The 24,544-nt window shown below is 67.1% G+C and carries 27 protein-coding genes and 5 pseudogenes; 17 read left to right on the forward strand and 15 right to left on the reverse strand.

Annotated elements, in window-relative coordinates; translation table 11 throughout:
* A partial coding sequence (locus tag NI18_RS06835; RefSeq protein WP_037529000.1) for a hypothetical protein occupies positions 1–626 on the reverse strand: 626 nt, incomplete at its 3' end.
* Positions 627–700: 74 nt separating this feature from the next.
* Positions 701–2,021 (reverse strand): annotated as a pseudogene (locus NI18_RS06840) (replication-associated recombination protein A).
* A 233-nt stretch (positions 2,022–2,254) separates the two neighbouring features.
* Here NI18_RS06840 and NI18_RS06845 point away from each other — a divergent pair.
* Both NI18_RS06845 and NI18_RS06850 read left to right on the forward strand, forming a co-directional pair.
* Positions 2,255–2,810, forward strand: a pseudogene (locus NI18_RS06845) (PadR family transcriptional regulator).
* Complete coding sequence (locus tag NI18_RS06850; RefSeq protein WP_037529002.1) at positions 2,807–3,097, forward strand: DUF2218 domain-containing protein; 291 nt, start codon at positions 2,807–2,809, stop codon at positions 3,095–3,097. The pseudogene NI18_RS06845 and the gene NI18_RS06850 overlap by 4 nt, the downstream one beginning before the upstream one ends.
* 21 nt (positions 3,098–3,118) lie before the next feature.
* On the opposite strand, the gene NI18_RS06855 is transcribed toward NI18_RS06850, so the two are convergent.
* Entirely contained in the window at positions 3,119–4,273 is a 1,155-nt protein-coding gene (locus NI18_RS06855; protein ID WP_037529004.1) for a glycosyltransferase family 1 protein, read from the reverse strand.
* A 124-nt stretch (positions 4,274–4,397) separates the two neighbouring features.
* Here NI18_RS06855 and radA point away from each other — a divergent pair, with 124 nt between their 5' ends.
* The 5 genes and pseudogenes from radA to NI18_RS06880 all read left to right on the forward strand — a co-directional run bounded on the left by radA (position 4,398) and on the right by NI18_RS06880 (position 9,018).
* A complete protein-coding gene (gene radA / locus NI18_RS06860) occupies positions 4,398–5,768 on the forward strand; it encodes a DNA repair protein RadA (protein ID WP_031439611.1) in 1,371 nt (456 codons plus the stop codon).
* A gap of 110 nt (positions 5,769–5,878) precedes the next feature.
* Positions 5,879–6,445 (forward strand): CvpA family protein, encoded by a 567-nt coding sequence (locus NI18_RS06865; RefSeq protein WP_031439610.1) that lies wholly within the window; start codon positions 5,879–5,881, stop codon positions 6,443–6,445.
* A complete protein-coding gene (locus NI18_RS06870; RefSeq protein ID WP_037529006.1) occupies positions 6,442–6,930 on the forward strand; it encodes an iron-sulfur cluster assembly scaffold protein in 489 nt (162 codons plus the stop codon). Before NI18_RS06865 ends, NI18_RS06870 begins: the two co-directional genes overlap by 4 nt.
* A pseudogene (locus NI18_RS06875) lies at positions 6,930–8,692 on the forward strand (cation:proton antiporter). The gene NI18_RS06870 and the pseudogene NI18_RS06875 overlap by 1 nt, the downstream one beginning before the upstream one ends.
* A complete protein-coding gene (locus NI18_RS06880) occupies positions 8,689–9,018 on the forward strand; it encodes a DUF423 domain-containing protein (RefSeq protein ID WP_031439607.1) in 330 nt (109 codons plus the stop codon). Before NI18_RS06875 ends, NI18_RS06880 begins: the two are co-directional and overlap by 4 nt.
* Before the next feature lie 13 nt (positions 9,019–9,031).
* Here NI18_RS06880 and NI18_RS23105 read toward each other — a convergent pair whose 3' ends face one another.
* From NI18_RS23105 to NI18_RS06890, 3 genes are read right to left on the reverse strand one after another with little or no spacing between them, the layout of a single operon-like run.
* Positions 9,032–9,172 carry a DUF2256 domain-containing protein gene (locus NI18_RS23105; protein WP_081874135.1) on the reverse strand — a complete coding sequence of 47 codons (141 nt, stop codon included), beginning with the start codon at positions 9,170–9,172 and terminating at the stop codon, positions 9,032–9,034.
* Complete coding sequence (aroB, locus tag NI18_RS06885; protein ID WP_031439606.1) at positions 9,172–10,272, reverse strand: 3-dehydroquinate synthase; 1,101 nt, start codon at positions 10,270–10,272, stop codon at positions 9,172–9,174. Before aroB ends, NI18_RS23105 begins: the two co-directional genes overlap by 1 nt.
* Positions 10,269–10,808 (reverse strand): shikimate kinase, encoded by a 540-nt coding sequence (locus NI18_RS06890; protein ID WP_031395245.1) that lies wholly within the window; start codon positions 10,806–10,808, stop codon positions 10,269–10,271. Before NI18_RS06890 ends, aroB begins: the two co-directional genes overlap by 4 nt.
* A gap of 104 nt (positions 10,809–10,912) precedes the next feature.
* On the opposite strand from NI18_RS06890, the gene NI18_RS26615 reads away from it, so the two are divergent.
* From NI18_RS26615 to NI18_RS06905, 4 genes are read left to right on the forward strand one after another with little or no spacing between them, the layout of a single operon-like run.
* Entirely contained in the window at positions 10,913–11,047 is a 135-nt protein-coding gene (locus NI18_RS26615; RefSeq protein WP_260171443.1) for a hypothetical protein, read from the forward strand.
* Entirely contained in the window at positions 11,031–12,899 is a 1,869-nt protein-coding gene (locus NI18_RS06895) for a hypothetical protein (protein WP_347574812.1), read from the forward strand. Before NI18_RS26615 ends, NI18_RS06895 begins: the two co-directional genes overlap by 17 nt.
* 42 nt (positions 12,900–12,941) lie before the next feature.
* Complete coding sequence (locus NI18_RS06900) at positions 12,942–13,892, forward strand: tyrosine-type recombinase/integrase (RefSeq protein ID WP_052149045.1); 951 nt, start codon at positions 12,942–12,944, stop codon at positions 13,890–13,892.
* A gap of 31 nt (positions 13,893–13,923) precedes the next feature.
* Entirely contained in the window at positions 13,924–14,871 is a 948-nt protein-coding gene (locus NI18_RS06905; RefSeq protein WP_037529007.1) for an acetyl-CoA carboxylase carboxyltransferase subunit alpha, read from the forward strand.
* A 76-nt stretch (positions 14,872–14,947) separates the two neighbouring features.
* Here NI18_RS06905 and NI18_RS06910 read toward each other — a convergent pair whose 3' ends face one another.
* Together NI18_RS06910 and NI18_RS06915 are read right to left on the reverse strand one after the other, a co-directional pair.
* On the reverse strand, positions 14,948–15,121 hold the full coding sequence (locus NI18_RS06910) for a Flp family type IVb pilin (RefSeq protein ID WP_031396231.1): 174 nt from the start codon (positions 15,119–15,121) through the stop codon (positions 14,948–14,950).
* A gap of 120 nt (positions 15,122–15,241) precedes the next feature.
* Positions 15,242–15,427, reverse strand: coding sequence for a Flp family type IVb pilin (locus NI18_RS06915; protein ID WP_031396230.1), 186 nt, complete (start codon positions 15,425–15,427; stop codon positions 15,242–15,244).
* A gap of 61 nt (positions 15,428–15,488) precedes the next feature.
* Here NI18_RS06915 and NI18_RS06920 point away from each other — a divergent pair, with 61 nt between their 5' ends.
* Positions 15,489–15,899 (forward strand): (deoxy)nucleoside triphosphate pyrophosphohydrolase, encoded by a 411-nt coding sequence (locus NI18_RS06920; RefSeq protein WP_037529009.1) that lies wholly within the window; start codon positions 15,489–15,491, stop codon positions 15,897–15,899.
* 39 nt (positions 15,900–15,938) lie between these two features.
* Here NI18_RS06920 and NI18_RS06925 read toward each other — a convergent pair whose 3' ends face one another.
* From NI18_RS06925 to NI18_RS27885, 4 genes and pseudogenes are all read right to left on the reverse strand, one after another.
* Complete coding sequence (locus NI18_RS06925; protein ID WP_037529011.1) at positions 15,939–16,520, reverse strand: urea carboxylase-associated family protein; 582 nt, start codon at positions 16,518–16,520, stop codon at positions 15,939–15,941.
* Positions 16,513–16,878 carry a YqcI/YcgG family protein gene (locus NI18_RS27875; RefSeq protein WP_347574813.1) on the reverse strand — a complete coding sequence of 122 codons (366 nt, stop codon included), beginning with the start codon at positions 16,876–16,878 and terminating at the stop codon, positions 16,513–16,515. Before NI18_RS27875 ends, NI18_RS06925 begins: the two co-directional genes overlap by 8 nt.
* Positions 16,845–17,015: pseudogene (locus NI18_RS27880) on the reverse strand (hypothetical protein); the annotation flags it as partial. The pseudogene NI18_RS27880 and the gene NI18_RS27875, both read right to left, overlap by 34 nt.
* Positions 16,940–17,212, reverse strand: coding sequence for a YqcI/YcgG family protein (locus NI18_RS27885; RefSeq protein ID WP_347574814.1), 273 nt, complete (start codon positions 17,210–17,212; stop codon positions 16,940–16,942). The gene NI18_RS27885 and the pseudogene NI18_RS27880, both read right to left, overlap by 76 nt.
* Between NI18_RS27885 and NI18_RS27890 the strand changes: the two genes are divergently transcribed.
* From NI18_RS27890 to NI18_RS06950, 5 genes are all read left to right on the forward strand, one after another.
* Positions 17,211–17,423, forward strand: coding sequence for a hypothetical protein (locus tag NI18_RS27890; protein ID WP_347574815.1), 213 nt, complete (start codon positions 17,211–17,213; stop codon positions 17,421–17,423). The genes NI18_RS27885 and NI18_RS27890 overlap by 2 nt on opposite strands.
* Positions 17,424–17,449: 26 nt before the next feature.
* Positions 17,450–18,067 (forward strand): Crp/Fnr family transcriptional regulator, encoded by a 618-nt coding sequence (locus NI18_RS06935; RefSeq protein WP_347574816.1) that lies wholly within the window; start codon positions 17,450–17,452, stop codon positions 18,065–18,067.
* Positions 18,064–18,282: a hypothetical protein gene (locus tag NI18_RS06940; RefSeq protein WP_037529014.1), complete on the forward strand. Its 219-nt coding sequence runs from the start codon at positions 18,064–18,066 to the stop codon at positions 18,280–18,282. Before NI18_RS06935 ends, NI18_RS06940 begins: the two co-directional genes overlap by 4 nt.
* Before the next feature lie 263 nt (positions 18,283–18,545).
* Positions 18,546–20,543 carry a M3 family metallopeptidase gene (locus tag NI18_RS06945; RefSeq protein ID WP_084215076.1) on the forward strand — a complete coding sequence of 666 codons (1,998 nt, stop codon included), beginning with the start codon at positions 18,546–18,548 and terminating at the stop codon, positions 20,541–20,543.
* Positions 20,543–21,832 (forward strand): MFS transporter, encoded by a 1,290-nt coding sequence (locus tag NI18_RS06950; protein ID WP_037529016.1) that lies wholly within the window; start codon positions 20,543–20,545, stop codon positions 21,830–21,832. Before NI18_RS06945 ends, NI18_RS06950 begins: the two co-directional genes overlap by 1 nt.
* A gap of 145 nt (positions 21,833–21,977) precedes the next feature.
* Here the strand turns inward: NI18_RS06950 and NI18_RS06955 are convergent, their stop codons facing one another.
* The 3 genes and pseudogenes from NI18_RS06955 to NI18_RS06965 all read right to left on the reverse strand — a co-directional run.
* The gene (locus NI18_RS06955) at positions 21,978–23,294 is read right to left on the reverse strand and encodes a HAMP domain-containing sensor histidine kinase (RefSeq protein ID WP_081874133.1); all 1,317 of its coding nucleotides are present in this window, start codon (positions 23,292–23,294) and stop codon (positions 21,978–21,980) included.
* Positions 23,295–23,346: 52 nt separating this feature from the next.
* Complete coding sequence (locus tag NI18_RS06960) at positions 23,347–24,066, reverse strand: response regulator (protein WP_031395033.1); 720 nt, start codon at positions 24,064–24,066, stop codon at positions 23,347–23,349.
* Positions 24,067–24,150: 84 nt separating this feature from the next.
* Positions 24,151–24,544 (reverse strand): annotated as a pseudogene (locus NI18_RS06965) (hypothetical protein); the annotation flags it as partial.

Here is a 24,544-nt window from a genome sequence, read left to right on the forward strand (position 1 = left end):
GCCGCCGCGGCGCGCGCGGCGATGCTGGTATAGATTTCGACGATCGCGGCGCCCGATCGCGGCGGGGCATCGAACGGCCAGACCGGGATCCGCCCGTCGAGACGGTGCAGCAGGCGCATCCCGGCAAAGCTCGCCTTGGCGACCTGCGCCGCGCCGATCGCGTCATACACGGTCGAAGGTTTGCGGCTGCCGTCGTCCGGCATCTCGCACCGACGCCAGTGCAGGAAATCCGCCTTGGTCCCGTCCGCCGCGCCGAGATAGAAATGCGTGCCGCGGCGGCGCTCGATGAACGATGCCGCGCCGAGATCGGCATCGTCGCTCTGCGCGTCGACCATCGCCCAGAGCGCGCGGGCATCGGCGGTCGGCGGTTCACCGGGCAGATGCGCACCACGGGTCACGAAGGGGGCGGAAAAGCTGAAGTCGAAGCCGGCAAGCAACGGCAAATCGCGGCGTGCGACCAGCCAGTCGAGCACCGCCTGGCGTGACCAGATCCCGTCCGGCGCGGGGACAAGCGTCGGGGCGGCGTGATCACGGCCACAGATCGCAACGGCGATCCCCTTGTGCCGCTGTCCCTTCGCGCCGGACCAGTCGATCGCGACGAACTGCGCGAAGTGATCGGGGGTCATCGAAGACGCAAACAGGGCGCATCGACCCGGCGAGGCGCGGGGGATTCGATCGTCTTCCAGTCACTCATGCGGGGCTAGGCGTCCTTGGCCTGCCGGCGTTCGTCCCACCAGGCGAGGCGCTCGGCAATACGCTTTTCGAACCCGCGGTCGGTCGGCGCGTAGAAGGTCTGCGGCGTCATCTCATCGGGCCAATAGTCCGACCCCGAAAAGGCATTCTCGGCATCATGGTCATAGGCATAGCCCTTGCCATAGCCGATATCGCGCATGAGCTTGGTGGGGGCGTTGCGGATTGCGGCGGGCGGCATCAGCGACCCCGTCTCGCGCGCCGATTTCCAGGCTGCCTTCTGCGCCTTGTAGACCGCGTTCGATTTGGGCGCGGTGGCGAGATAGACGCAGGCCTGGGCGATCGCGAGTTCGCCTTCGGGACTGCCGAGGAAATCATAGGTGTCCTTGGCGGCGATGCACTGGACCAGCGCCTGGGGATCGGCGAGGCCGATATCCTCGACCGCGGCGCGCGTCAGGCGGCGCAGCAGGAACAGCGGTTCCTCGCCCGCGGTAAGCATCCGCCCGAGATAATAGAGCGCCGCCTGCGGATCGCTGCCGCGTATCGATTTGTGCAGCGCGCTGATGAGGTTGTAATGCCCTTCGCGATCCTTGTCGTACACCGCGACGCGGCGCTGGAGAAAGTTCGACAGCCCCGCCGGATCGAGCGGTTCGGGCAGGTCGACCGAAAACAGCGTCTCGGCCTGGTTGAGCAGGAACCGTCCATCGCCGTCTGCGCTGGCGATCAGCGCATCGGTCGCCTCGGGCGTGAGTGGGAGCGGGCGGTCCATCAGCGTCGCCGCGCGGGTCAGCAGCAGCTCAAGCGCGCCGCGTCCCAGTCGCTCGAGGATCAGCACCTGCGCACGGCTGAGCAGTGCTGCATTGAGCTCGAAGGACGGGTTTTCCGTCGTCGCGCCGACCAGCGTCACCGTGCCGTCTTCCACATAAGGAAGAAACCCGTCCTGCTGCGCGCGATTGAAGCGGTGGATCTCGTCGACGAACAACAGCGTACGCTTGCCCAGTCGCGCGTGGTCGCGGGCTTCGGCAAACGCCTTTTTCAGATCGGCCACGCCCGAGAAGACCGCGGAGATCGCGACGAACCGCAGATCGACCGCGTCGGCGAGCAGGCGCGCGATCGTCGTCTTGCCGGTGCCGGGCGGTCCCCAGAGGATGATCGACGACAGCCGTCCCGCCGCCACCATCCGCCCGATCGCCCCGCCTGCGCCGGTGATGTGATCCTGCCCAACGACCTCGTCGAGCGTCCGCGGACGCAGGCGATCAGCGAGCGGTGCGTTTTTCGGGATGCGCGTCGGGTGGGGCGGCGGGTTCGAAACCCGCGAAAAGGTCGGCCATGCTCGCAATGTAGTCGATACGGACGACTGTGCCACCCTGGGCCTGGCCTCCCGTTCCGCTAGCTGATGACGCGTCTCCTGCCCAAGACATGCAAAAGATATATCTTGAGGGATCTTGCCAAGCGCTGTATAAGATATATCTTGTTCGTATCGAGATGCGCTCGACAGGAGATTCGAATGTTCATGCACATGCACGGCCGTGGATGCGGTCATCGTGACGGACACCATGCCGCGATGGGCGGCGGCTATGGCGGCGGCCGGGGCGGCGGGCGCTTCGCCTTCGCCTGGGGGCCGGGTGAGGGTGAGCGGCCGGGGGGCGGACGGCAGCGGCGGATGTTCGACGCGGGCGAACTGCGCCTCGTCCTGCTCAGGCTGATCGCCGACTCACCGCGCCACGGCTATGACCTGATCCGCGCGATCGAGGATCTGACCGGGGGGGGCCTATGCGCCGAGTCCGGGCGTGGTCTATCCGACGATCACGCTGCTCGACGAGATGGGGCTGATCGAGGAGCAGCAGTCCGAAGGCGCGAAGAAGCGTTTTGCGATCACGCCGGCCGGCACCACGCATCTCGACGAGAATGCTGAGCAGGTCGCGGCGTTGATGGCGCGGCTGGCGGCGGTCGGCGAGCATCGCGAACGTGCGGATCGCGCTCCGATCCGGCGCGCGATGGGCAATCTGCGCCATGCGGTGCAGGACCGGCTGCTCGGCGACGGGTTCTCGGAAGAGGCGGCGCACCAGGTGGCGGCGCTGATCGACGAGGTCGTCCAGAAGATCGAGCGCGTGAAGTGAGCGTGTCGGTCGCACGCGTGCCGACGCAATCGGCCAGCCGGTATCTCCAGCAGCTCGCCAAGCACTGGAGCCACAAGATGGAGGTGCGCTTCACCGAAGAGGAGGGGCGTATCGCGTTTCCGGGTGGCGCGGTGCTCGAAATGCGCGCGGACAGCCAGACGCTCGACGTCGCGCTGACGGTGCCCGAGGGCGGGGATGTCGAACGGATGCGCGACGTGGTGTCGAGCCATCTCGACCGGTTCGCGTTTCGCGAGGCGCCGCTGACGTTCGATTGGGTAGACGCGTAACCGGACGGCCGCGCGTCGCATTCAATCACCGGTGCGGCGCGCCATCACCGCGGAATAGGTGTCGAGCACCGTCTGGTTAATTGTGTCCCAGCGATAGCCCGCGGCCTTGGCGTGCCCGGCTTCGCCCATCGACTGCCGGAGCGCGGGATCCGACACGATCCGGCCGATCGCATCCGCATAGGCGCCGATATCGGTGGGTGGTACGAGGAAGCCGGTCGTGCCGTCCTCGATCAGGTCGACCGCGCCGGTCGCGCGCGCGGCGACCACGGGCACGCCCGCCGCCATCGCCTCGAGCGTCACGTTGCCAAAGGTCTCGGTGATGCTCGGGTTGAAGAACACGTCCATCGACGCGACTGCGCGTCCGAGCGCGTCGCCCGACTGGAAGCCGGCGAACACGGCCTCGGGGACATGGCCCGCGAACCAGTCGCGCGCAGGACCCTGGCCGACGACGACGACACGGTGCGGCACGCCGCGGCGGCGCAGTTCAGTGACCACGTCCGCAAAGACGTCGAGGCCCTTTTCCTTGACCAGCCGGCCGAGAAACCCGACCACCATCTCGTCGTCGGCGATGCCGAGCGACCGGCGCCAGGCCGTGTCGCGGCGCGCCGGGTCGAACCGCGCGTGATCGATACCGCGTGACCAGATGCCGATCGACGACTTCACGCCCCAGCCGCGGAGCAGCTCGGCCATGCTGGGTCCAGGCACCAGGACCTCTTCCACGCGATTGTAGATGCGCGTCAGCCGCTTCTTCGCGATCGGCTCGAGGAAGCCGAGCCGGTAATAGCGGAAATAGGTCTCGAACCGGGTGTGGAAGGAGGCGACGGTCGCGATGTCGCGTTTGCGCGCATAGGCGACCGCGGCATGGCCGAGAAACTCGGGCGCCGAGACATGGACGATATTGGGGGCGAACGCGTCAATGTCGCGGCGGACGCGCGGCGTGATCCCGAGTGCGGCGCGATATTCGCCGCGTCCGCCGACCAGCGGGATCGCGGGCACGTCGACCAGATCGCCGATCGCGGGGAAGGCGGGCTCCGCGACCGTCGGCGAATAGACCCGCACCTTGACGCCACGCGACAGCAAATGGCCGACGAGCAGGTTCAGCGACTGGTTCGCACCATCGCGGACGTAATTATAGTTGCCGCTAAACAGGGCCACGCGGAGGTCGGTCGGCTGCATCGCTCGGGCGGATAGCGTTGCCCGTCGGTTAGCGCCAGACAATCCTCTGTCGCCGAGGCGGTGGCGTTTCGCGGCGCGGGTGATCGCTGTTCCCTTATCGTTCCTATCTGGCTACACCGCGGCGATGGCGAAAATTCAGAAACGGTATGTGTGTCAGGCGTGCGGTTCGGTCGCATCGCGCTGGGCCGGGCAATGCGCCGACTGCCACGAGTGGAACACGCTGGTCGAGGAGGCTAATACCGCCGCGACGCCGTTTCATTCGAAGCACAATCTGCAGACCGGCGGCCGTGCGATCCAGCTTGTCGGGCTGGATGCGGAGATCAAGCTGCCGGACCGGATGGCGACCGGTATCGCCGAGCTCGACCGCGCACTGGGCGGGGGATTTGTCGAAGGATCGGCGACGCTGATCGGCGGCGATCCCGGGATCGGCAAGTCGACCTTGCTGTTGCAGGCGGCAGCGAAGATGGCGCTTGCCGGCCAGTCGGTGGCCTATGTCTCGGGCGAGGAGGCGGCGGACCAGGTCCGGCTGCGCGCGCGGCGTCTCGGGCTCGGCAATGCGCCCGTGCAACTCGCGGCGGCGACCTCGACGCGCGACATCCTGACGACATTGCAGACAAGACCGCCGGCGATGCTGGTGATCGATTCGATTCAGACGATGCATTCCGACCTGATCGAAGGCGCACCCGGTACGGTCAGCCAGGTGCGGGCATCGGCGCAGGAGCTGATCCGGTTCGCCAAGGAGCGCGGGACCGCGGTCGTGCTGGTCGGCCATGTGACCAAGGACGGCAGCATCGCGGGGCCGCGCGTGCTCGAGCATATGGTTGACACGGTGCTGAGCTTCGAAGGCGAGCGCAGTCACCAGTACCGGATCCTGCGCGCGATCAAGAACCGCTTCGGCGGCACCGACGAGATCGGCGTCTTCTCGATGCAGACCGAGGGGCTGGCCGAGGTCGGCAACCCATCGTCGCTGTTCCTGACGACGCGCGACGACGCGATGACCGGCGCGACGGTGTTCCCGGCGCTGGAGGGGACGCGACCCGTGCTGGTCGAGATCCAGGCGTTGACGGTGCGGCTGGCGAGCGGCGCGACGCCCAGGCGCGCGGTGGTCGGATGGGATTCGGGGCGGCTGGCGATGATCCTCGCGGTGCTCGAGGCGCGGTGCGGGCTGAGCTTCTCGTCGGCCGAGGTCTATCTCAACATTGCCGGTGGGTACCGCGTGCAGGATCCCGCCGCCGATCTCGCGGTCGCCGCGGCGCTGATATCGGCGATGGCGGAGCGTCCCGTACCGGTCGATGCGGTCGCGTTCGGCGAGGTGGCCTTGTCGGGCGAGATCCGGCCGGTCGCGCACGGTCCGCTGCGGCTGAAGGAAGCGAGCAAACTTGGGTTCGAGCGCGCGCTGGTCCCCGCGTCGATGAGCGACGAGAAGAGCGGCATGCGGCTATCGGGGTTCAAGACGCTCGCCGCGTTCGTCGACCACATGCTCGGGCGGGGATGAGGCGGGGCGAGGCGTCCGGCGTCGGGGCGGGCGACCGCGGGGTGGCGATGAACGGGCGGTTCGTGCGGCTGCACTAGCGGTTCGCGGCGCTCGTCCCTATTCCAGAGATCATGAACCTCACCGCCCTCGATGTCATCGTCCTGCTCGCGGTTGCCGGCGCCGCCGTACTCGGCCTGATTCGCGGGTTCGTGACCGAGGTGCTTTCGATGTTCGCCTGGGTCGCGATGGTGGCGATGCTCAAGCTGTTCCACATCCCCGTCGCGGCCGCGCTGACGCCGGTCATCGGGACGGTTAGCGGCGCAGCGGTCCTCGCCTTCGCGCTTATCACCGGGCTGACCTATATCGGCGGGCGGCTCGTCGCCAACGCGATCGGCGCGCGGACGCGGACTTCGATCCTGGGACCGGTCGATCGCGCGCTCGGATTCGGGTTCGGGGCGCTGAAGGGACTGATCCTCGCAAGCCTCGTCTTCCTGCTGGCGACGCTGGTGATCGACACGATGAGTGGCGGTGCGGCGCGGCGGCCCGAATGGATGACCCGCTCGCGCACCTATCCGCTGCTCAATGCGACGAGCGCGAGCATTGCCGATTTCGTCGATCGCCGCCGTCGCGGCAAACCGGTGTTCGGCACGAAGCCGAACGTTTCCCGATCCGATACCGCAAGTGAGCCGACCCCATGAACGCCCCACTCTACAATGCCGAGATCCTGCGTCTTGCCGCGTCGATTCCGTATCATGAGCGCCTGACCGCGCCGATGGCGACTGCGGAACGCCGCTCGCCGATCTGTGGCAGCCGCGTGACGGTGGACGTTGATATGGGCGCGGATGGGCGCGTCGCCGCGGTTGGGTTGCTGGTGCGCGCCTGTGCGTTGGGTCAGGCGTCCTCGTCGTTGCTCGCCTCGAGCATCGTCGGGCGGACGCCTGCGGAGCTGGCGGCGGCACGCGATGCGATCACCGCTTGGCTCGCGCGCACCGGCGATGCGCCCGACTGGCCCGGGATGGATGTCTTCGCACCCGCACTCGACTATACCGCGCGGCATCCGTCGATCCGCCTCGCTTTCGAAGCGGCGGCGGAGGCGGCCGAGGCCGCGGCTAACAATGCGTCGGGTCATGCGGAGGTGTCGGTCACGGCCCCTGCGAGCGCGTCTGCCGGGACCGATGTCTGATGCATGACGGCACGCCGACGTCGCTCTTGCGCGACGGGGTGGTCCTGCTCGGCTTCGGGCTGGTGTTCGTACTGCTGTTCCGAAGGATCGGCCTCGGCGCGACGCTGGGCTATCTCGTCGCGGGGGCGGTCGTCGGGCCGCATGTCCTGGGGCTGGTGGGTGACGCGGAGGCCAAGCTCGGGTTTGCCGAACTCGGTATCACGTTGCTGCTGTTCATCGTCGGGCTCGAGCTCAACCCGAGCCGGCTGTGGCGGATGAAGCATGAAATCTTCGGTCTGGGCCTGATGCAGGTGGTTGCCTGCGGTCTGGCGATCACCGCGATCGTGTGGCTCGGCGCGCGCTTCTCGCTGCCCGCCGCGCTCGCCTTAGGACTGCCGCTCGCGCTGTCGTCGACCGCGCAGGTGTTGCCGATGCTGCAATCCTCGGGGCGGATGCGGACGCCCTTTGGCGAGCGCGCCTTCTCGATCCTGCTGTTTCAGGATCTGTCGATCGTCCCGCTGATCACGATCGTTGCGGCGATGAGCCGCAATCCCGCCGATGCGAATGCGCCGCCTGGATGGCTGCTAGCGCTCTACACGGTCGCCGCGGTCGTCGGGCTGATCATCGCCGGGCGGTTCCTGTTGCGGCCGTTCTTCCGGCTGATCGGCAATATGGGCGAGCGCGAGATGTTCGTGTTCGCCGGCCTGTTCACGGTCATCGCCAGCGCCGCAGTGATGGAATGGCTCGGCCTGTCGACCGCGCTCGGCGCGTTCATCGCCGGCGTGATGCTCGCGGACAGTCCGTACCGGCATGAGCTTGAGGCCGATGTCGAGCCGTTCCGATCGATTCTGCTCGGACTGTTCTTCCTCGCGGTCGGCATGCTGCTCGATCTCGGCGCGATCGCCGAGCGGCCGCTGTTCGTGCTGGCGATGGCCGCGGCGCTGATCGCGACGAAGACCGGCGTGATCATGGCGATCGGCATGGCGTTCAAGATGACCTGGCGGCAGGCCTTCGCGCTCGGCCTGTTGCTGAGCCAGGGCGGCGAATTCGGCTTCGTGCTGTTCGCACAGGCCCAGGCGGGGCTGCTGATCGATCCGGAAGCAGCGAGCCTGTTCGGCGCGATCATCACGCTGTCGATGGCGACGACCCCGTTCCTGATGGGGATTACCCGCCGGTTCCGGACCGAGCCGATTGCACCGGGCACCGATCGGGAGGGTCCGGTCGCCGATGGCGCCAATGCGATCATCGTCGCTATGGCCGGTTCGGGCAGACGGTCGGTCAGATGCTGCTGGCACAGGGCATCCCGGTCACGCTGATCGATACCGATATCGAGATGATCGACATTGCAGGCGAGTTCGGCGCCAAGGTCTATTACGGCGACGGCACCCGGCTCGACCTGTTGCGCCAGGCGGGGGCGGCGGACGCCGAACTCATCTGCATGTGCATCGACGGCGATCAGATCGAGCCGGAGACGATAGCGGCGATTCACGAGGCGTTTCCCAAGGCCGAGATCTATGTCCGCGCGTTCGATCGCCGCACGCTCGTCAAGCTGAAGAACGGCCCGGCGACCTATGTCGTTCGCGAGGTTCTCGAATCGGCGGTCAAGATGGCGCGGCTGGCGCTACGTGGGCTCGGCGTTGCGCCGGCCGAGATCGATCGCGCGGAGGAAGCGTACCGGGCGCGCGACAAGGAGCGGTTGCGCATCCAGATCGCCGCCGGCGACATTCGTGCGGCGCGCACCGAGACCGCGCAGCGCTTTCCATGGGGGAATGATCCACAATGATGCTCGCAGTTCTGGCGGCGCTGTCGGGCGCCATCGCGGTCGCGGCGGGCGCGTTCGGTGCGCACGGTGCAAGCGGTCCCGCGGTGGAGTGGTTGAAGACGGGCGCGCAGTATCAGCTGATCCATGTCGTCGCGGCGCTGGTCGCGGTGCGAACGGAGGCGCGGGGGCCGGCATGGCTGTTCGTCATCGGTGCGGCGATCTTTGCGCTGACGCTCTACGCCATGGCGCTGGGGGCGCCGCGCTGGTTGGGTGCGATTACGCCGATCGGCGGCGCGTTGCTGATTGGCGGCTGGCTGTGGCTGGCGTGGAGCGCAGCGCGCAGCTGACGGTGCTGCTGTGCTATCGCTTCTTGCGGCAGGCATCCGAGCAGTAGATCACCGAATCCCAGTCTCGCGCCCATTTCTTGCGCCAGGTGAACGGCCGTTCGCAGGCTGGGCAAATCTTCGTCGGCAGGTTCTGCTTGGCGACGCCATTGGGCATCAGCGGGGCTCCGCGTCGAGGAAGGCGGCGACGTCGGCGAGGTCGACGGTCGTGTCGAGATAGGTCCGGCCGATCCCGCGGGCGAGCAGGAAGGGCAGGGTGCCCGCCGCCATCTTCTTGTCGTGGCGCATGTGATCGACGAGCGTCGCGCCATCCGCGGCGACATGCGCGCCGGCCAATCCGTCGGGCAGCTGAACCGCGCGCCAATGCGCCGCCACCCGATCGGCCTCGTCGCGCGGGCACAGTCCGTGGGCCGCCGAATAGCGGAATGCCAATGCGCAGCCTGCCGCGACGCCCTCGCCGTGGATCAGCGTCTGCGAGAAGCCCGTCTCGGCCTCGAGCGCATGGCCGAAGGTGTGACCCAGATTGAGCAGCGCGCGCGTGCCGGTCGTCTCATGCTCGTCGGCCGCGACGATGCGCGCCTTTGCCGACACGCTGTGGATGATGGCGTATTCGCGGAGTGCGATGTCGCCGGCGAGCAATGCCGCGCCGTTCGTCTCGCACCAGGCGAAGAAGGCGGGGTCGTCGATCAGCCCGTATTTCACCACCTCGGCATAGCCCGCGCGCAGCTCGCGGATCGGCAGCGTGTCGAGCACCTGCGGATCGATCAGGACCATCGCCGGCTGGTGGAAGGCGCCGATCAGGTTCTTGCCCGCACGCGTGTTGATCGCGGTCTTGCCGCCGACCGAACTGTCGACCTGCGCGAGCAGCGTGGTCGGGATCTGGACGAAGCGGCAGCCGCGCTTGAGGATGGCGCAGGCAAAGCCGACGAGATCGCCGATCACCCCGCCGCCAAGCGCGACGACGTGATCGCCGCGCTCGATGCCGATGTCGAGCAGGCGGTCGCACAGCCGTTCCAGCGTCGCCCAGCTCTTCGATCCCTCGCCGGGCGAAAGCACGATCGCCTCGCTCGCGACGCCGTGCGCCGTGAGTGACGCCTGCAGCGTCGCCAGATGGCCGCTCAGATTCTCGTCGGTGACGATCGCCATCGTCCGACCGCGCGCGAGCGGCGCCAGATGATCGCCGGCATCCTCGAGCAACCCTGCCTGGATGTGGATCGGATAGGTCCGTGCGCCCAGGTTCACGGTGATGACGGTCATAGGCCGATGGCTTTCAGGATGGAGGCGACGGTCGCCTCGTGCGGCGCCTTGTTGCTCGCGATATGGATATGCGCCTTGGCGTAGATCGGGTTGCGGACGCGAGCGAGCTCGGCAAGCACCTGACCCGCGTCGCGGTTGCGCAGCAGCGGGCGGGTGTTGCGACGCCCGACGCGTTCGACGAGGATCTCGGGCGGCGCGCTGAGCCAGATCGCGGTGGCTTCGGCGAGGATGAGGCTGCGAGTCTCGTCATTGATGAACGCGCCGCCGCCGGTCGCGATGACCTTCGGTGTGCCGTCGATCAGCCGCGCGATCACGCGGCGCTCGCCGTCACGGAAATAGGCTTCGCCATATTTGGCGAAGATCTCGCTCACGCTCATGCCGGACGCGGCCTCGATCTCGTGATCGGCGTCGACGAAGGGCAGCCGCAAGCGGTGCGCGAGGCGGCGGCCGACGGTGGTCTTGCCCACGCCCATCAGGCCGACGAGCACGATCGGGGGGCCGCTCCAGGGGGCAATCGGGTTGTGGCTTTGCAACATCGCGGTCCGCGCTATACAGCGGCACTGCGCGGGGGGAAACGGCATCCGCATGCCTATTCGCATCCGTCACCAATGTCCTATCAGTCTTTTACAAGGTTTTGCGTATGTCCCGCCTGATAGTCTCGGTCGTCGTTATCCTGGTCGTCGTCGTCGGTGGGTTGTTCCTGCTCGCCGGACGCGCCACGGAGCGCCCGCAGACGCAAGTCGAGAAGGCCGTGACGCTTGCGAACCTGTCCTAAGGTCACGCTGGCGGCGCTCGCCGCCGCCTGCAGCCTTGCCGCGCTCGCGCCGGCGATCGGGCAGGACCGACCGGAATCACTTCTGCCGCCCGGTTTCGGTGACACGACGCCAACACCGGCGCCTGCACCGCGGCGGACTCCCCCGTCCGCCAACCCGACGCAGTCCCAGCCGCCCGGACAGGCACCAGCCCGGTCCGCACCGACGACCCCGTCTTCGGGCCCGACCGCGTCCCCCGGCGCTCCCGTTCCGGCGCCGCCGGCCGGGATGGCGACGATCCAGCCGCTACCCGCACCTGATGGCAGCATTGCGCCGCTGACGGCGACGCCTGCCGCTGACACGCCGCCACCGATCGATCCGGCGGTACTCGCGCAATATGAGATGCCGGCCTCGGCGCGGCGTTCACTCGACCGTGTGGGGCCGATCGGCCCCGGCGAGGGCGGTCTTGCGGCCGACGCGTTCGGTGATGCCGAGGGCCCCTATCTCGAGACGCTGATGCGGCGGTTGAGCGCGCCGCTCCCGTCGCGCTGGATGTCGATCCTGTTGCGACGGGCGCTCGTGTCGCGGGTCGAGACCCCGGTCGGTGTCAACGGCGCGGATTTCGCCGCCGAGCGTGCCTGGCTGTTGCTGCGCATGGGCGAATCCGTCGCCGCGCGTGCGGTGGTGCAGGGCGTCGATACCGGCAATTACACGCCCAAACTCTATCAGGTGGCGATGAATGCCGGTCTCGCCGCGGGCGATCCGGGGGCACTGTGCCCGCTCGTCGAGGGCGCGATGCAACGCGCGCCAGCGCGTGGCTGGACGATGGCGCAGGCGATGTGCGCGGGGCTTTCGGGATCGCCGACCCAGGCCGGCACGCTGATCACCGCGGCACGGCGCCGCAACGTCGCGTCGGGCGTCGACATGCTGCTTGCGCAGAAGGTCGTCGGCGCGGGCGGGCAGGGGCGTCAGGCGGTCACGATCGAATGGGATTCGGTCGACCAGCTGACCTCGTGGCGGTTCGGCCTGGCGATGGCGACCGGCGTCGCCGTTCCCGATGCGCTGTACCGTACCGTGGGCGTCCAGGCGACCTATTGGCGCGCGCTGTCGCCTGCGATGACGATCGCCGACCGCCTGCCCGCCGCGGATGCCGCCGCGGCGCAAGGCGTGCTGTCGAGCGCAGCGCTGGTCGATCTCTATGCGGCGGCGGAGGCGGACGACAGCGTGCAGAGCGCGGTGGCCGCGACCGTGCAGGACCTGCGTACCGCCTATGCCGACCGCAATGCCGAAGAGCGGATGACCGCGCTGCGATCGATCTGGGGCAAGGCGGAAGATGCTTGGCCGTCCTATGCCCGGATGGTGCTGACCGCGCGGGCGGCGGCACGGATCCCGCCCGCAAATGGCGAACGCGATGCGGACCGGATGGTCGCCGCGATGCTGTCCGCGGGGCTCGACCGGACGGCGGCGCGCTGGCGTGGCACGGTCGCCAAGGGGGGCGATGGCTGGGCGATGATCGCGCTGGCGGATCCCGATGCGACCGGTCGCCTGAGCTATGGCGATCTTGCGGCCTATAGCGGTGGTCGGGGCGATTCGGCCCTGAAGCAGCGTCTGCTGTTCGCCGGACTGGCCGGTCTCGGCCGTTTGAGCGCGGGCGATATCGACGCGCGGCGCAGGCGCTGGCGGTTCCGATCGGCACCGAGAATGGCTGGACGCGCGCGCTCGACAAGGCGGCGCGTGCCGGCCAGACGGGGACGGTCGCGCTGCTCGCGGCGACGGGCATGCAGACCGCCAGCTGGCACGGCATGCCGCCCGAGGCCTTGTACCGGATCGTCGCCGCGTTGCGCGCCGTGGGTCTCGAGGGCGAGGCGCGTATGATCGCGGCCGAGGCAATCGCGCGCGCGTGACGCGGTTGCGATCATGACCGATGCGGTCGCCGGGGCAAATGCGGTCGAGCGCGCGCCGCCGGCGGCGAGCGACCGGGCGCTGATCGAGCGGTTCCTCGAGATGATGGCGGCGGAATCGGGCGCTGCGCCGAACACGATCGCGGCGTATCGCAGCGATCTCATGCTCGCATCACGCGTCGTCGAGGGCGCGCTGGCCCGCGCGGACGGCGATGCGCTGGGGCGGCTGGCCGACAGCTGGAGCAGCCTGTCGCGCGCGACGGTCGGCCGCAAGTCTGCAGCCTTGCGACGGTTCTTCGGATTTCTCGCCGACGAAGGGCATCGCAGTGACGATCCAGGCAAGGCACTGCCGCGGCCGGGCACGGCACGGCCCTTGCCGAAGATCCTCAGTCATGCCGATGTCGACCGGTTGTTCGCCGCGATCGTCGAGCGCGTGGCGCGCGATCCGATGGATCCGGCCGACCTGCGGCTCTCCGCGCTGATCGAACTGCTTTACGGATCGGGGCTGCGAGCGACCGAACTCGTCAGCCTGCCACGCGCCGCAGTGCATCCCGACCGGCCGTTCCTGATCCTGCGCGGTAAGGGCGGGCGCGAGCGGCTCGTGCCGATCTCGGACCGGGCGCGTGCCGCCGTCGCGCTGTGGCGCACGCATGTCGCGGCGGATCAGCCCTGGCTGTTCCCCTCCGGCAAGGGGCATTTGTCACGGATTCGCCTGTACCAGATCGTCAAGGCGCTGGCCGCAGAGGCGGGGGTGCCCCCCGACCGCGTCAGCCCGCATGTCCTGCGCCACGCCTTCGCGACGCATCTGCTCGCGGGGGGCGCCGATCTGAGGGCGTTACAGGCGATGCTCGGGCATGCCGATATCGCGACGACGGAGATCTATACGCATGTCGAGGCGAGCAAACTGATCGAGCTCGTCAACACCCGCCACCCCCTGACCGATCCTGAGCACGCGACCTCACGTTGACGTTCCGGCGCGCGCCCCGTAACCGACGCGGATGCCAAGCTTCCTCGACTTTGAGAAACCCATCGCCGAACTGCAGGGGCGGATCGACGAACTTCGTGAGACCGCCAGCGATGGCAATCTCGATCTGTCCGCCGATATCATGCGGTTGCAGGCGAAATCCGACAAGCTGCTGAAGGACACCTTCGCCCGGTTGACGCCGTGGCAGAAGACGCAGGTCGCGCGCCATCCCGAGCGGCCGCACTTCAAGGATTATGTGGCCGCGCTGTTCGAGGAATTCATGCCGCTCGCCGGTGACCGGGCGTTCGGCGACGACCAGGCGATCCTGGGGGGATTTGCAACGTTCCGCGGCCGCAAGATCATGGTGCTCGGCCATGAGAAGGGCGACGATACCGCGAGCCGGCTGCGGCACAATTTCGGCATGGGCAAGCCCGAGGGCTATCGCAAGGCGATCCGCCTCGTCGAACTCGCCGACCGTTTCGGCCTGCCGATCGTAACCCTGGTCGACACGTCGGGGGCGTTTCCCGGCATCCAGGCTGAAGAGCGCGGACAGGCGGAGGCGATCGCCCGGTCGACCGAAGCCTGCCTGAACGCAGGCGTGCCGATCGTCTCGGCGATCGTCGGCGAGGGCGGATCAGGTGGCGCGGTCGCGCTGGCGGCGGGCAACCGCGTGCTGATGTTCGAACATGCCATTTATTCGGTGATCAGCCCCGAAGGCTGTGCGTCGATCCTGTGGCGTACCGCGGACAAGGCGGCCGAGGCCGCGGAGGCGATGCGCATCACGGCGCAGGATCTAAAGGCGTTCGGCGTGATCGACACGATCGTCCCCGAACCGCTGGGTGGCGCGCACCGTGACCGCGCGGTGGCGATCGACGCGCTGGGCAGCGCGCTGACGGATGCACTCGACTCGCTCGTTCCTTTGTCGCCGGTCGAGCTGCGCAAGGAGCGCCAGGCCAAGTTCCTCAAGATGGGCCGTCTCTGAGCCCGACAACGAAAGGGCGGCGGATCCGAAGATCCGCCGCCCTATGCGTTTCGTTTCGATCCTGGGACCGAGCAGATCAGGTCGTCGAGCCGTTCAGCTTGGTCGAGACGTTGTTGAACGTCTTGTTCAGGCTGCCACCCAGGCCCTGCATCGCGGCGATGGCTGCGACGGCGATCAGCGCGGCGATCAGGCCGTACTCGATTGCGGTTGCGCCCTTGGTATTCTTGAAAATTTTCCGAAGCGTCTGCATTCCGGTCTCCATCGTTAAAAGCATCAGTCACCCGGCCGCCCGGGGCTACACCGGATCAGCAATTTCGTGACTAGACGTGACCCATTGAGAAAAGCTTAAACGGGCGGATTTTTGCTATGGTTAGCGCGCGTTAGCCACTCGGTTGTGCAGCATACCCCAGAGCGCCGTGGTGCCATCAGCAAGATAGACGAGTCCGGCAATCATGCCGAGAACGACGAGCGCAAGAATAAGGCCGTATTCGACTGCGGTAGCGCCGCGCCGGTCGGTGATGAGCGCGGCCGCAGCGGCGCGGATCTTGCGACGCATGGTCTTTACGACGATCAGCTTCGGCTTCATGGCGTGGCCTATACAGCGCGGAGATTAACGAATGACCAAAGTCGCTTACTTGTTGCCGGTCGTCGCCGCCGCGCTGGTCGATGCGGACGGCCGCGTCCTGCTACAGCAGCGCCCCGAGGGCCGCTCGCTCGCCGGGCTGTGGGAGTTTCCGGGCGGCAAGGTCGAGCCGGGCGAGACGCCCGAAGCCGCCCTGATCCGCGAACTCGAAGAGGAACTGGCGATAACCGTGCCGCAGGCCTGTCTTGCCCCCGCCGCCTTCGCCAGTGCGCCGCTCGACGACCGGCATCTGCTCCTGCTGCTGTATATCACGCGCAAATGGACCGGCGTGCCGCGCGCACTGGAGGCATCCGCATTGCGCTGGGTCCGCCCGGCGGACATGCACGACCTGCCGATGCCACCTGCCGACCGGCCGTTGATCGGACTGCTCGACGCCTTGTTGTAAGCGCACCCTCAGCGTTTCGGCGCCAAAGGGCAGACGGCGTCAGTCGATCCGGTACTGGATCGGTTTGAACGCGCCGCCATTGGACTGGAGCGCGGAACAGGCCGTTAAGCCAATGATCAGGTCCATCTCCGCGCGGAATGTGACGGTGTCGCCGGCACGGCTGAGCGGTGGTTCAACCGTGAACGCCCCAGTCTTGCCATCGATTGGCACGTTCATGAAGCAGTTGAACGCGACCGGGATCGCATCCGGCTCGATACCATAAGGCGCGAGCGCCGCCGCGAGATTGCCGAAGCAGCCCCGGTGCGGATCGGTGTCGCCGTAGATGATCGCGAAGGTTTCCTTCGAACACGGCGTCAGCAGGAAATCATGCCGGCCGACATCATCGGCGATGATGTCGAGCATCACGGTGCTGCGGTTCGAATAGAGCCGGTCGCCCGTGGTGAGATAGAGCCGGCTGGCATAGTCCAGCGTCCGCCCCGACGAAATCACCTCGCGCGTGTCGGCGCGGCTATAAGCCAGAAGATCGGCGACCTGCCGGCCCTCGGGATCGATCACGGTCAGCGTCTGGCCGCGATCGAGCGTGAAGGCTGTCCCCGACCGGGGGCTGATCGTTTCAACCATGTGCACTGCTCCGCTTGAACGGGCATTTCCAGGAATCATCGACGACCCGCCCGCTATACTGGCGTGCCTCGCTCGATTCGCCGTGGCGCGCAAGCATCGGGTTCATCGACCCCGCCAGCTCGAGATCGCGCGCCAGGATCGACGTCCGCAGCTTGTCGTAGCGCTGTTGCGTCCGCAGCACCTCGAACTGGTCGTGGAGGTTAAACACCATCGCCGGCGCCTCGAAACGCCGTGCGGGACGGCTCGCCTGCGGGTGCAGGCCGACGACGAAAAAAACGCCTCGCCGGAAAAGCTCAACGAAAAATGCGGATCGTCGGGATCGGCGCTGACCGAGGGATCGGGACGATGGCCTAGCCACGCGTCCTTGTCGCTCAGCGACTGGGCCCGAGCCCAGAGGTGCGCTTCGAATTCCTCTTCGCTCAGGTGCGTGGCACTGTCGGCCGGGCCTCGAACAACACCACGAGCGTACGGAAAATCGCGCGATCCTGGTGATATTTGCGGACCGTGTCGCCCAGCATCGGCAGGATGCGCAGATCGTCCCATGCCGATCGAAGGTCGCGCGCGACGATGATGTCCATCTGCCCCTTCGCCAGCGCCGACTTGGCGCCGACACACGGGAAGGCAGTGTCCTTGATCGTCGCGATGAACGCGCGTGCGAGCGGATGGTCGTTTTGGGATTGCGGCTGATACATGGTCGACGAGGAACAGATGGGCGGCGGCTTTGTTTCGCCTTCGACGCGATTGACTCATCTCGATCAATATGAATCCGCTGATGAGCGCGTCACGTGCGCGGTATTGCGGTGGGGAAACAGGCATGCTGACGGAAAAATTTTGCTGGGCCGAGGCCGCGAGGACCTGAGCGCACAGGAAAAGCAGATCCTGGAGGACAGCGTCGCGAGGTAAGGTCGCTGCCGCCGCGCCATCGCCTCGTGCGTGCCGGCCAGCCCGTCCAGACGAGCACACTGCTGCTCGAAGGGTTCATCTGCCGTTACATGGATGATCGGGATGGTCTGCGGCAGCTCGTCGCCGTCCATATCCCGGGGGATTTTGTCGATCTTCACGCCTTCCCGATGAAGCGGCTGGATCATGACGTCGCGACTTTGGGGCCAGTAAAGGTCGCGACGTTCGAACATGAGACGCTGAAGACGATCACCGAACGGCATCCGCATCTGACGCAGCGGCTCTGGTTCAGCACGCTGCTCGATGCGGCGATGCACCGCGAATGGATTTTCCGGATGGGGCGGCTCGGCGCCGAGGGCCGCGTGGCGCATCTGTTCTGCGAGATTTACGCACGACTGGCGATGGTCGGCTTGGCGAAGGACGGCCGCTACGCGCTGCCGATGACCCAGCCCGATCTGGCGGAGGCCTGCGGCATCACCGGCGTCCACGTCAATCGCGTGCTGCGCCTGCTGCGAGAGCGCAAGCTGGTGACATTCCGGGCAAATACCGTCGAGATCATGGATCCAGCCGGGCTGGCGAGTGTTGGGGAATTTCATCCCGACTATCTTTACGGGACGAGCGCCACCCCCGCCGGAGCCTTTGCATGAACGACAGGTTGAAGCCGGAGGACGAGCCGGGCGTAGCGGCGGCCGAGCAGGGGCAGGTGACGCTCGATGGTCCCAATGGCCTGGCGATCGCGATGACGCCCGCGGCGGCGGCCGAAACGGGCCGCCGGCTGATCGAGGCGGCACGTCTGGCTGAACAGCAGTCCCCGCCTTCAAACGCTATGGATGGGCATTCAGAGGCGTCTGACGACGTCTAGGGCCCGGCAGCCTGACCGGTCCTTTGGCGCCCCGGACACGGCCTGCCAGCGGGGGCCGGGGGCTGCCGCCGCGGCACGCGGGGTTCCGCATCTGCACATTGTCTCTATGATGGCGTCAACATCGTCCGGGAGAACCATGTGCATTTTCTACCCCTCGCAATCAGTGCAGCCGCATTGATGGCGTCAGCATCTACCATGCGCAGACCGCGGTCGCGCCCTCCGCCAATCCGCTGCTTGCCGACTGGACCGGCCCCGCCGGCGGGGTGCCGCCCTGGGACAAGGTTCGCCCCGAACTGTTCCCGCAGGCGTTCGAGACGACGCTCGCCGAGCGCACCGCCGAATATCGCAAGATCGCCGATAACCTGGCCAAGCCGACCTTCGCGAACACGATCGTGCCGATGCAGCTCGCGGGCAAGCGCTACGGGCAGGTGATGACGCTGTTCGGCGTGATGACGGGCAACATGAACACGCCCGCCTATCAGAAGCTCGACCGCGAATGGTCGCCCAAATTCTCCGCCGCGTCGGATGCCATCACGTTCGACAAGCCGCTGTTCGCGCGGATCCAGGCGATCTACGACGTGCGCAATTCGAGCGGCCTCGACGCGCAGCAGATCCGGCTCGTGACGCGGATCTATGACAGCTATGTGCGCCAGGGCGCGAAACTGAACGATGCGCAGAAGGCGCAGCTGTCTCAGTATAACCAGCAGCTCGCGACGCAGTTCTCGACCTTTGGCGAGAAGCTGCTTGCCGACGAAAGCAAGGCGATCTCGGTCACCGACGAAGCGCAGCTGGCCGGGCTTCCCGACAGCGTGAAGGCGGTCGCCAGGGCCGCGGCGGCTGAGCGCAAGCTGCCGGGCTTCGCGATCGTCAACACGCGCTCGGCGGTCGATCCGGTGTTGACCTACGCGACCAACCGCGCCCTGCGTGAGAAGGTGTGGCGCGCGTTCGTCAATCGCGGCGATAACGGCGATGCCAACGACACGAACGCGACGATCGCGCAGATCGTCAAGCTGCGTGCAGACCGCGCGCATCTGCTCGGGTTCAAGACGCATGCCGACTGGCGGATGCAGGACACGATGGCCAAGACGCCCGCCGCGGCGATGGACCTGATGATGCGTGTCTGGCCCGCCGCCAAGGGGCGCGTCGCCGAGGAAGTCGCCGACATGCAGAAGATCGCCGGCGCGTCGCTGACGATCGAGCCCTGGGATTACCGCTTCTATCAGGAGAAGGTCCGCAAGAGCCGCTACGATCTCGACCAGGCGCAGCTCAAGCCGTATTTCGAGCTCGGCAATATCATCCAGGGATCGCTCTACGCCGCCAACCGGCTGTACGGGCTGAACTTCAAGGAGATCACCGGCACGGTGCCGGTGTTCGAGCCGAACATGCGTGTGTGGAGCGTGACGGACAAGGCCGGCAAGGATGTCGGGCTGTTCTACCGCGACGATTTTGCCCGGACGGGCAAGCGATCGGGCGCATGGGCGAACACCTATCGCGGGCAGCGCGGGCTGGCCCCGGCGCAGCTGGTGCTGTCGTCGAACAACAACAATTTCGCCAAGGGCGCACCCGGCGAGCCGATCCTGATCAGCCTCGACGATGCGCAGACGCTGTTCCACGAATTCGGTCATGCGATCCACGCGATGCTGCAGGACGTCCAGTATCCGGGCCTTGCAGGGACGCCGCGCGACTTCGTGGAATATCCGAGCCAGGTGAACGAGCATTGGCTGCTCACTCGCGACGTGCTCGACAATATGCGCGGCATTACCAGACCAAGGCGGCGATGCCGCAGGACCTGCTCGACAAGATCGAGAAGTCACGGACGTCAACCAGGCTTTGCCACCGCGGAATATCTGTCGTCGGCAATTGTCGACATGAAGATCCACACCGTGGCCAATGGCGTGATCGACCCGGACAAATTCGAGGCGACGACCCTCGCCGAAATCGGCATGCCCAAGCAGCTGGTGATGCGGCACCGCGTGCCGCAGTTCCAGCATCTGTTCTCGTCCGACAGCTATTCGGCGGGCTATTACAGCTATCTCTGGTCCGAAACGATGGACGCGGACACGTTCGCTGCGTTCGAGGAGGCGGGCAGCCCCTGGGACAAGCCGACCGCGGACAAGTTCGCAAGGCTCCTGCTGTCGACGGGTAACGAGACCGATCGTGCCGAGGCGTATCGCGCCTTTCGCGGTCGCGACCCGGATGTGAACGCGTTGCTCAAGAAGCGCGGCTTTGCCCCAACCCAAGCCGCACAGGACGCGAAATAATGGCCCCCGATCAGAAAACGCGCCTGAAAGCGATCATCGGCGGATCGACCGGCAATCTCGTCGAATGGTTCGACTGGTACGTCTATTCCGCCTTCACGCTCTACTTCGCACCGCATTTCTTCCCGTCGACGGATCGCACCGCGCAGCTGCTGAGCGCGGCGGCGATCTTCGCCGTCGGGTTCCTGATGCGTCCGATCGGCGCGTGGATCATGGGGGTCTATTCGGATCGCCACGGCCGTAAGGCGGGGCTAACCGTCGCGGTGACGCTGATGTGCGCAGGCTCGCTGATCATCGCATGTACGCCGGGTTACGAAACGATTGGCGTGTTCGCGCCGATCATGCTGGTGATCGCACGCCTGATGCAGGGGCTGTCGGTCGGCGGTGAATATGGCGCGTCGGCGACGTATCTGACCGAGATGGCGGGCAAGGATCGCCGCGGGTTCTTCTCGTCGTTTCAGTATGTCACGCTGATCTCGGGACAGCTGCTCGCGATCTGCGTGCTGCTGGTGCTCCAGTCGACGATGAGCGAGGCGGCACTCGATTCCTGGGGCTGGCGCATTCCGTTCGCGATCGGTGCGGTCCTGGCCGTGGTGGTGTTCTACATTCGTCGCGGGCTGGCCGAAACGCAGAGCTTCGAGAATGCCAAGTCCGAGGCGGGCGACGGCAAGCCCAAGTCGGGCTTCCTCCAGCTGATCACCAAGCATCCGCGCGAGACGATGACGGTGATGCTGCTGACGGCAGGCGGCACGCTCGCCTTCTATGCCTACTCCATCTACATGCAGAAGTTCCTGGTGAACACGAGCGGCTTCAGCCGTGAGGTGGCGAGCCAGATCAATGCCGCGACGCTGTTCGTGTTCATGCTGCTCCAGCCGATCGCGGGCGGGCTGTCGGATCGGGTCGGCCGCAAGCCGCTGATGATCGCGTTCGGCATTGCAGGCGTGCTGTTCACCTATCCGATCTTCACTGCGCTCGAGACGGCGACCAACCCGGTCTATGCGGGGTTGCTCGTGATGGCGGCGCTGCTGATCGTGACGGGCTACACCTCGATCAATGCGGTCGTGAAGGCCGAGCTGTTTCCCGCGCATATCCGTACGCTGGGCGTGGCGTTGCCCTACGCGCTCGCCAACACGCTGTTCGGCGGGACCGCCGAATATGTCGCACTCAAGTTCAAGGATTCCGGGTTCGAGCGCGGCTTCTACTGGTATGTAACCGGCATGATCGCGGTGTCGCTGATCGTGTATCTGCGGATGAAGGATACGCGGACGAACAGCCAGATCGTCGAGGACTAGGGGCTTCGGCCCGCTGGCTTCACAACCTCCGTCATCCTGACGAAAGTCAGGATCCAGAGCCCAATGTCGCAGCATGCGTGGCTCTGGATCCTGGGTCGAGCCCAGGATGACGGGTTTTGGGTGGACGTGTGCGCCCGGCTACGCCTCAGCGCGGGAGTTCGATGATCGCGTCCAGGCCGCCACCGGTGCGGTTGACGAGGCGGATCTCGCCGCCGGCCTCGCGGATGATGGCGCGGGCGAGCGCGAGGCCCAGTCCGATGCCACCGGTCTCACGATTGCGCGACGTTTCCAGCCGGGTGAACGCGTCGAACACGTCGCCCATGCGATCCTCGGGGATCCCGGGTCCTTGATCGGCGACGACGATCGCGACGCGATGCGCATCTGCCTCGACGCGGACCTCCGCCGAAACACCATATTTGACCGCATTCTCGATCAGGTTGCGAACTGCACGTCGGATCAGCGAGGGGCGCAAGTGCATCCGCAGCCGCCCCGCCTCGACGAACGTCACATTGTCACCGATATCGCGGAAATCCTCGACCACCGCGTCGACCAGCGCCGCCAGATCGACATCGGTCGGCGGCTCGCTCGGACGGCCGAGCCGGGCAAGCGACAGGATGTCGTCGAGCGTGCGGTTCATCTCGGCGATCGTGTCCGCCATCCGCGTGCGATCGGTGTCGTCCTCGACCGATTCGATACGAACACGCAGTGCTGCCAGCGGCGTGCGCAGGTCATGGCCGATCGCGCCGAGCATCCGATCCTTCTCGTCGAGCATCGCGGTGACGCGCAGCCGCAGCGCGTTGAATGCGCCGACCAGCGCGGCGACGTCGTCGGGGCCGCGAACCGACAGCGCGATACCCGGCTCGCCCGGCCGGAACGCCTCCGCCGCAGCGCGCAGATCGCGCAACGGGCGCGACATCCGCCGGACGATCCACAGCACCGGCAACAGCACGATGACGTACAGGATCGCGGTCTGGCTCAACAGTGCGAACAGCAGCCGCCAACCCGGCTGCGGCCACGGCGCGGTGATCGCCAGCCACCCGCGGCCCGGCTGTTCGACCGCGATCACCAGCGTGGGGCCCTGCAGGTCGCCCCGCCGGTCGGCGTTGCGACGACCCTCCCGCCGCCGGGACCCGGCATCGTCGTCGGAAACCGGGCGCAGACCGGTATCGATCCGGCCCACCGTCAGCCCTTGGTCGGCAAGCTGGCGACGGAGTTCCGCCGCGACCTCCGGATGCCGCTGATAGGCGAAGGGGGCGAGCGGATTGGCGGTGAGGCGACGGACCCGGCCGCGGTCGGCGGTCAGCGGTCGCCCGGCATGCGCCTCGCGTTCGAGCGCATCGGCAATCCGGGTCGCCACCGGTCGCGTCGCCTGGGCGAGACGGAATTCGGTCCGGTCGCGAAGGATGAGCCCGAAATTGATCGCCTGCGCGACGAACAGGGCGAGTGCGATCAGCAGAGCCATCTGCCCTGCCAGACTGCGCGGCCAGGGCCGGGACGCCGTCACGGGTGCGCGATCACAGGCGGATGACCTCTGCCGCCAGCGTATAGCCGCCGCCCCAGACCGTCTTGATCAGTTCGGGCGTCTTGGCATCCGCCTCGATCTTGCGACGCAGCCGGCTGACCTGGTTGTCGATCGCGCGATCGAACGCGGCGGCCTCGCGCCCCTGGGTCAGATCGAGCAGCTGGTCGCGGGTCAGGACCTGGCGCGGTCGCGTGACGAGCGCGAGCAGCAGGTTGTACTCGCCGGTCGACAACGGCACCGACACGCCTTCGCGGTCGACCAGCGCGCGTTCGCCCGATTTCAGAACCCAGCCGGCAAAGGCGTAGGAATTGGCCTCGGGCGCATGCTGACGTGCGCCGCCCGCGGTGGCGCGGCGCAGGACGACCTTCACCCGCGTCGCGAGTTCGCGCGGCGAGAAAGGCTTCACGACATAATCGTCGGCGCCCATTTCCAGCCCGACGATCCGGTCGGTTTCCTCGGCGCGCGCGGTCAGCAGGATGACCGGCACGTCGCTGGTCGCGGCGATGTGGCGGCACAGGCTCAGCCCGTCCTCGCCCGGCATCATGATGTCGAGGATGACGAGGTCGATCGCATAGGCGGTCAGCCGCGTCCGCGCGGCTTCCGCGTCGCCGGCCTGCGTGACGCGAAATCCCTGCTTGGTCAGATAGGCGGCCAGCGGCTCGCGGATCGAACGCTCGTCATCGACGAGCAACAGATGCGGCATGTCTCCCATGGGGGCGACGTCTAGCATGGTGCGTGTCCAAAGGAAGCGCCGGACGATCGCAGACCGTCCGGCACGCAGGGGCAGGGGGGCGGATTACTGATCGGTGTCGCCGCCCGGCCGGTCCATCCGGTGCCCGCGACCATGGCGCATCGCACGGCGATCGGGCCGCTCGCCCGCGTCGAGCCGTCCGTCATGATTGGCGTCCATCCGGTCGAAACGCTGCCCGGCACGGTCGATGAATTCGGCGCGTGTGAGCACGCCGTCATCGCCGCCGCGCCTGCCGCGCATCATCTGGCCCTTCCTGCCGTCCGCCATGCCTGCGCGCTCGGGCGGGAGCGTCTTGCCGCGTGCCGCCATCCGGGCCTCGCGACGGTCGCGCATCGCTTCGCGCGCCGCGTGGCGTTCGGCGGCGGTCACGATGCCGTCGCCGTCGGCGTCCAATCGGGCGAACTGGGCCTCTGCCTGCGCGACGACTTCGGGCGCGGGG

It is taken from the genome of Sphingomonas sp. Ant20, from assembly GCF_000783375.1.
GTDB lineage: Bacteria > Pseudomonadota > Alphaproteobacteria > Sphingomonadales > Sphingomonadaceae > Sphingomonas > Sphingomonas aerolata.

Coding starts and splice junctions, on each gene's coding strand:
- NI18_RS27890 (WP_347574815.1), top strand. CDS start 17,211: ATGGTCGACGAGGAACAGATGGGCGGCGGCTTTGTTTCGCCTTCGACG.
- NI18_RS06925 (WP_037529011.1), bottom strand. CDS start 16,520: ATGGTTGAAACGATCAGCCCCCGGTCGGGGACAGCCTTCACGCTCGAT.
- NI18_RS06960 (WP_031395033.1), bottom strand. CDS start 24,066: ATGGGAGACATGCCGCATCTGTTGCTCGTCGATGACGAGCGTTCGATC.
- NI18_RS06855 (WP_037529004.1), bottom strand. CDS start 4,273: ATGCAGCCGACCGACCTCCGCGTGGCCCTGTTTAGCGGCAACTATAAT.
- NI18_RS06910 (WP_031396231.1), bottom strand. CDS start 15,121: ATGCAGACGCTTCGGAAAATTTTCAAGAATACCAAGGGCGCAACCGCA.
- NI18_RS23105 (WP_081874135.1), bottom strand. CDS start 9,172: ATGCCCAATGGCGTCGCCAAGCAGAACCTGCCGACGAAGATTTGCCCA.
- NI18_RS06865 (WP_031439610.1), top strand. CDS start 5,879: ATGAACCTCACCGCCCTCGATGTCATCGTCCTGCTCGCGGTTGCCGGC.
- NI18_RS06880 (WP_031439607.1), top strand. CDS start 8,689: ATGATGCTCGCAGTTCTGGCGGCGCTGTCGGGCGCCATCGCGGTCGCG.
- NI18_RS26615 (WP_260171443.1), top strand. CDS start 10,913: ATGTCCCGCCTGATAGTCTCGGTCGTCGTTATCCTGGTCGTCGTCGTC.
- NI18_RS06950 (WP_037529016.1), top strand. CDS start 20,543: ATGGCCCCCGATCAGAAAACGCGCCTGAAAGCGATCATCGGCGGATCG.
- NI18_RS06890 (WP_031395245.1), bottom strand. CDS start 10,808: ATGTTGCAAAGCCACAACCCGATTGCCCCCTGGAGCGGCCCCCCGATC.
- NI18_RS06905 (WP_037529007.1), top strand. CDS start 13,924: ATGCCAAGCTTCCTCGACTTTGAGAAACCCATCGCCGAACTGCAGGGG.
- NI18_RS06940 (WP_037529014.1), top strand. CDS start 18,064: ATGAACGACAGGTTGAAGCCGGAGGACGAGCCGGGCGTAGCGGCGGCC.
- radA (WP_031439611.1), top strand. CDS start 4,398: ATGGCGAAAATTCAGAAACGGTATGTGTGTCAGGCGTGCGGTTCGGTC.
- NI18_RS06915 (WP_031396230.1), bottom strand. CDS start 15,427: ATGCGTCGCAAGATCCGCGCCGCTGCGGCCGCGCTCATCACCGACCGG.
- NI18_RS06900 (WP_052149045.1), top strand. CDS start 12,942: ATGACCGATGCGGTCGCCGGGGCAAATGCGGTCGAGCGCGCGCCGCCG.
- NI18_RS06870 (WP_037529006.1), top strand. CDS start 6,442: ATGAACGCCCCACTCTACAATGCCGAGATCCTGCGTCTTGCCGCGTCG.
- NI18_RS06955 (WP_081874133.1), bottom strand. CDS start 23,294: ATGGCTCTGCTGATCGCACTCGCCCTGTTCGTCGCGCAGGCGATCAAT.
- aroB (WP_031439606.1), bottom strand. CDS start 10,272: ATGACCGTCATCACCGTGAACCTGGGCGCACGGACCTATCCGATCCAC.
- NI18_RS06920 (WP_037529009.1), top strand. CDS start 15,489: ATGACCAAAGTCGCTTACTTGTTGCCGGTCGTCGCCGCCGCGCTGGTC.
- NI18_RS27885 (WP_347574814.1), bottom strand. CDS start 17,212: ATGTATCAGCCGCAATCCCAAAACGACCATCCGCTCGCACGCGCGTTC.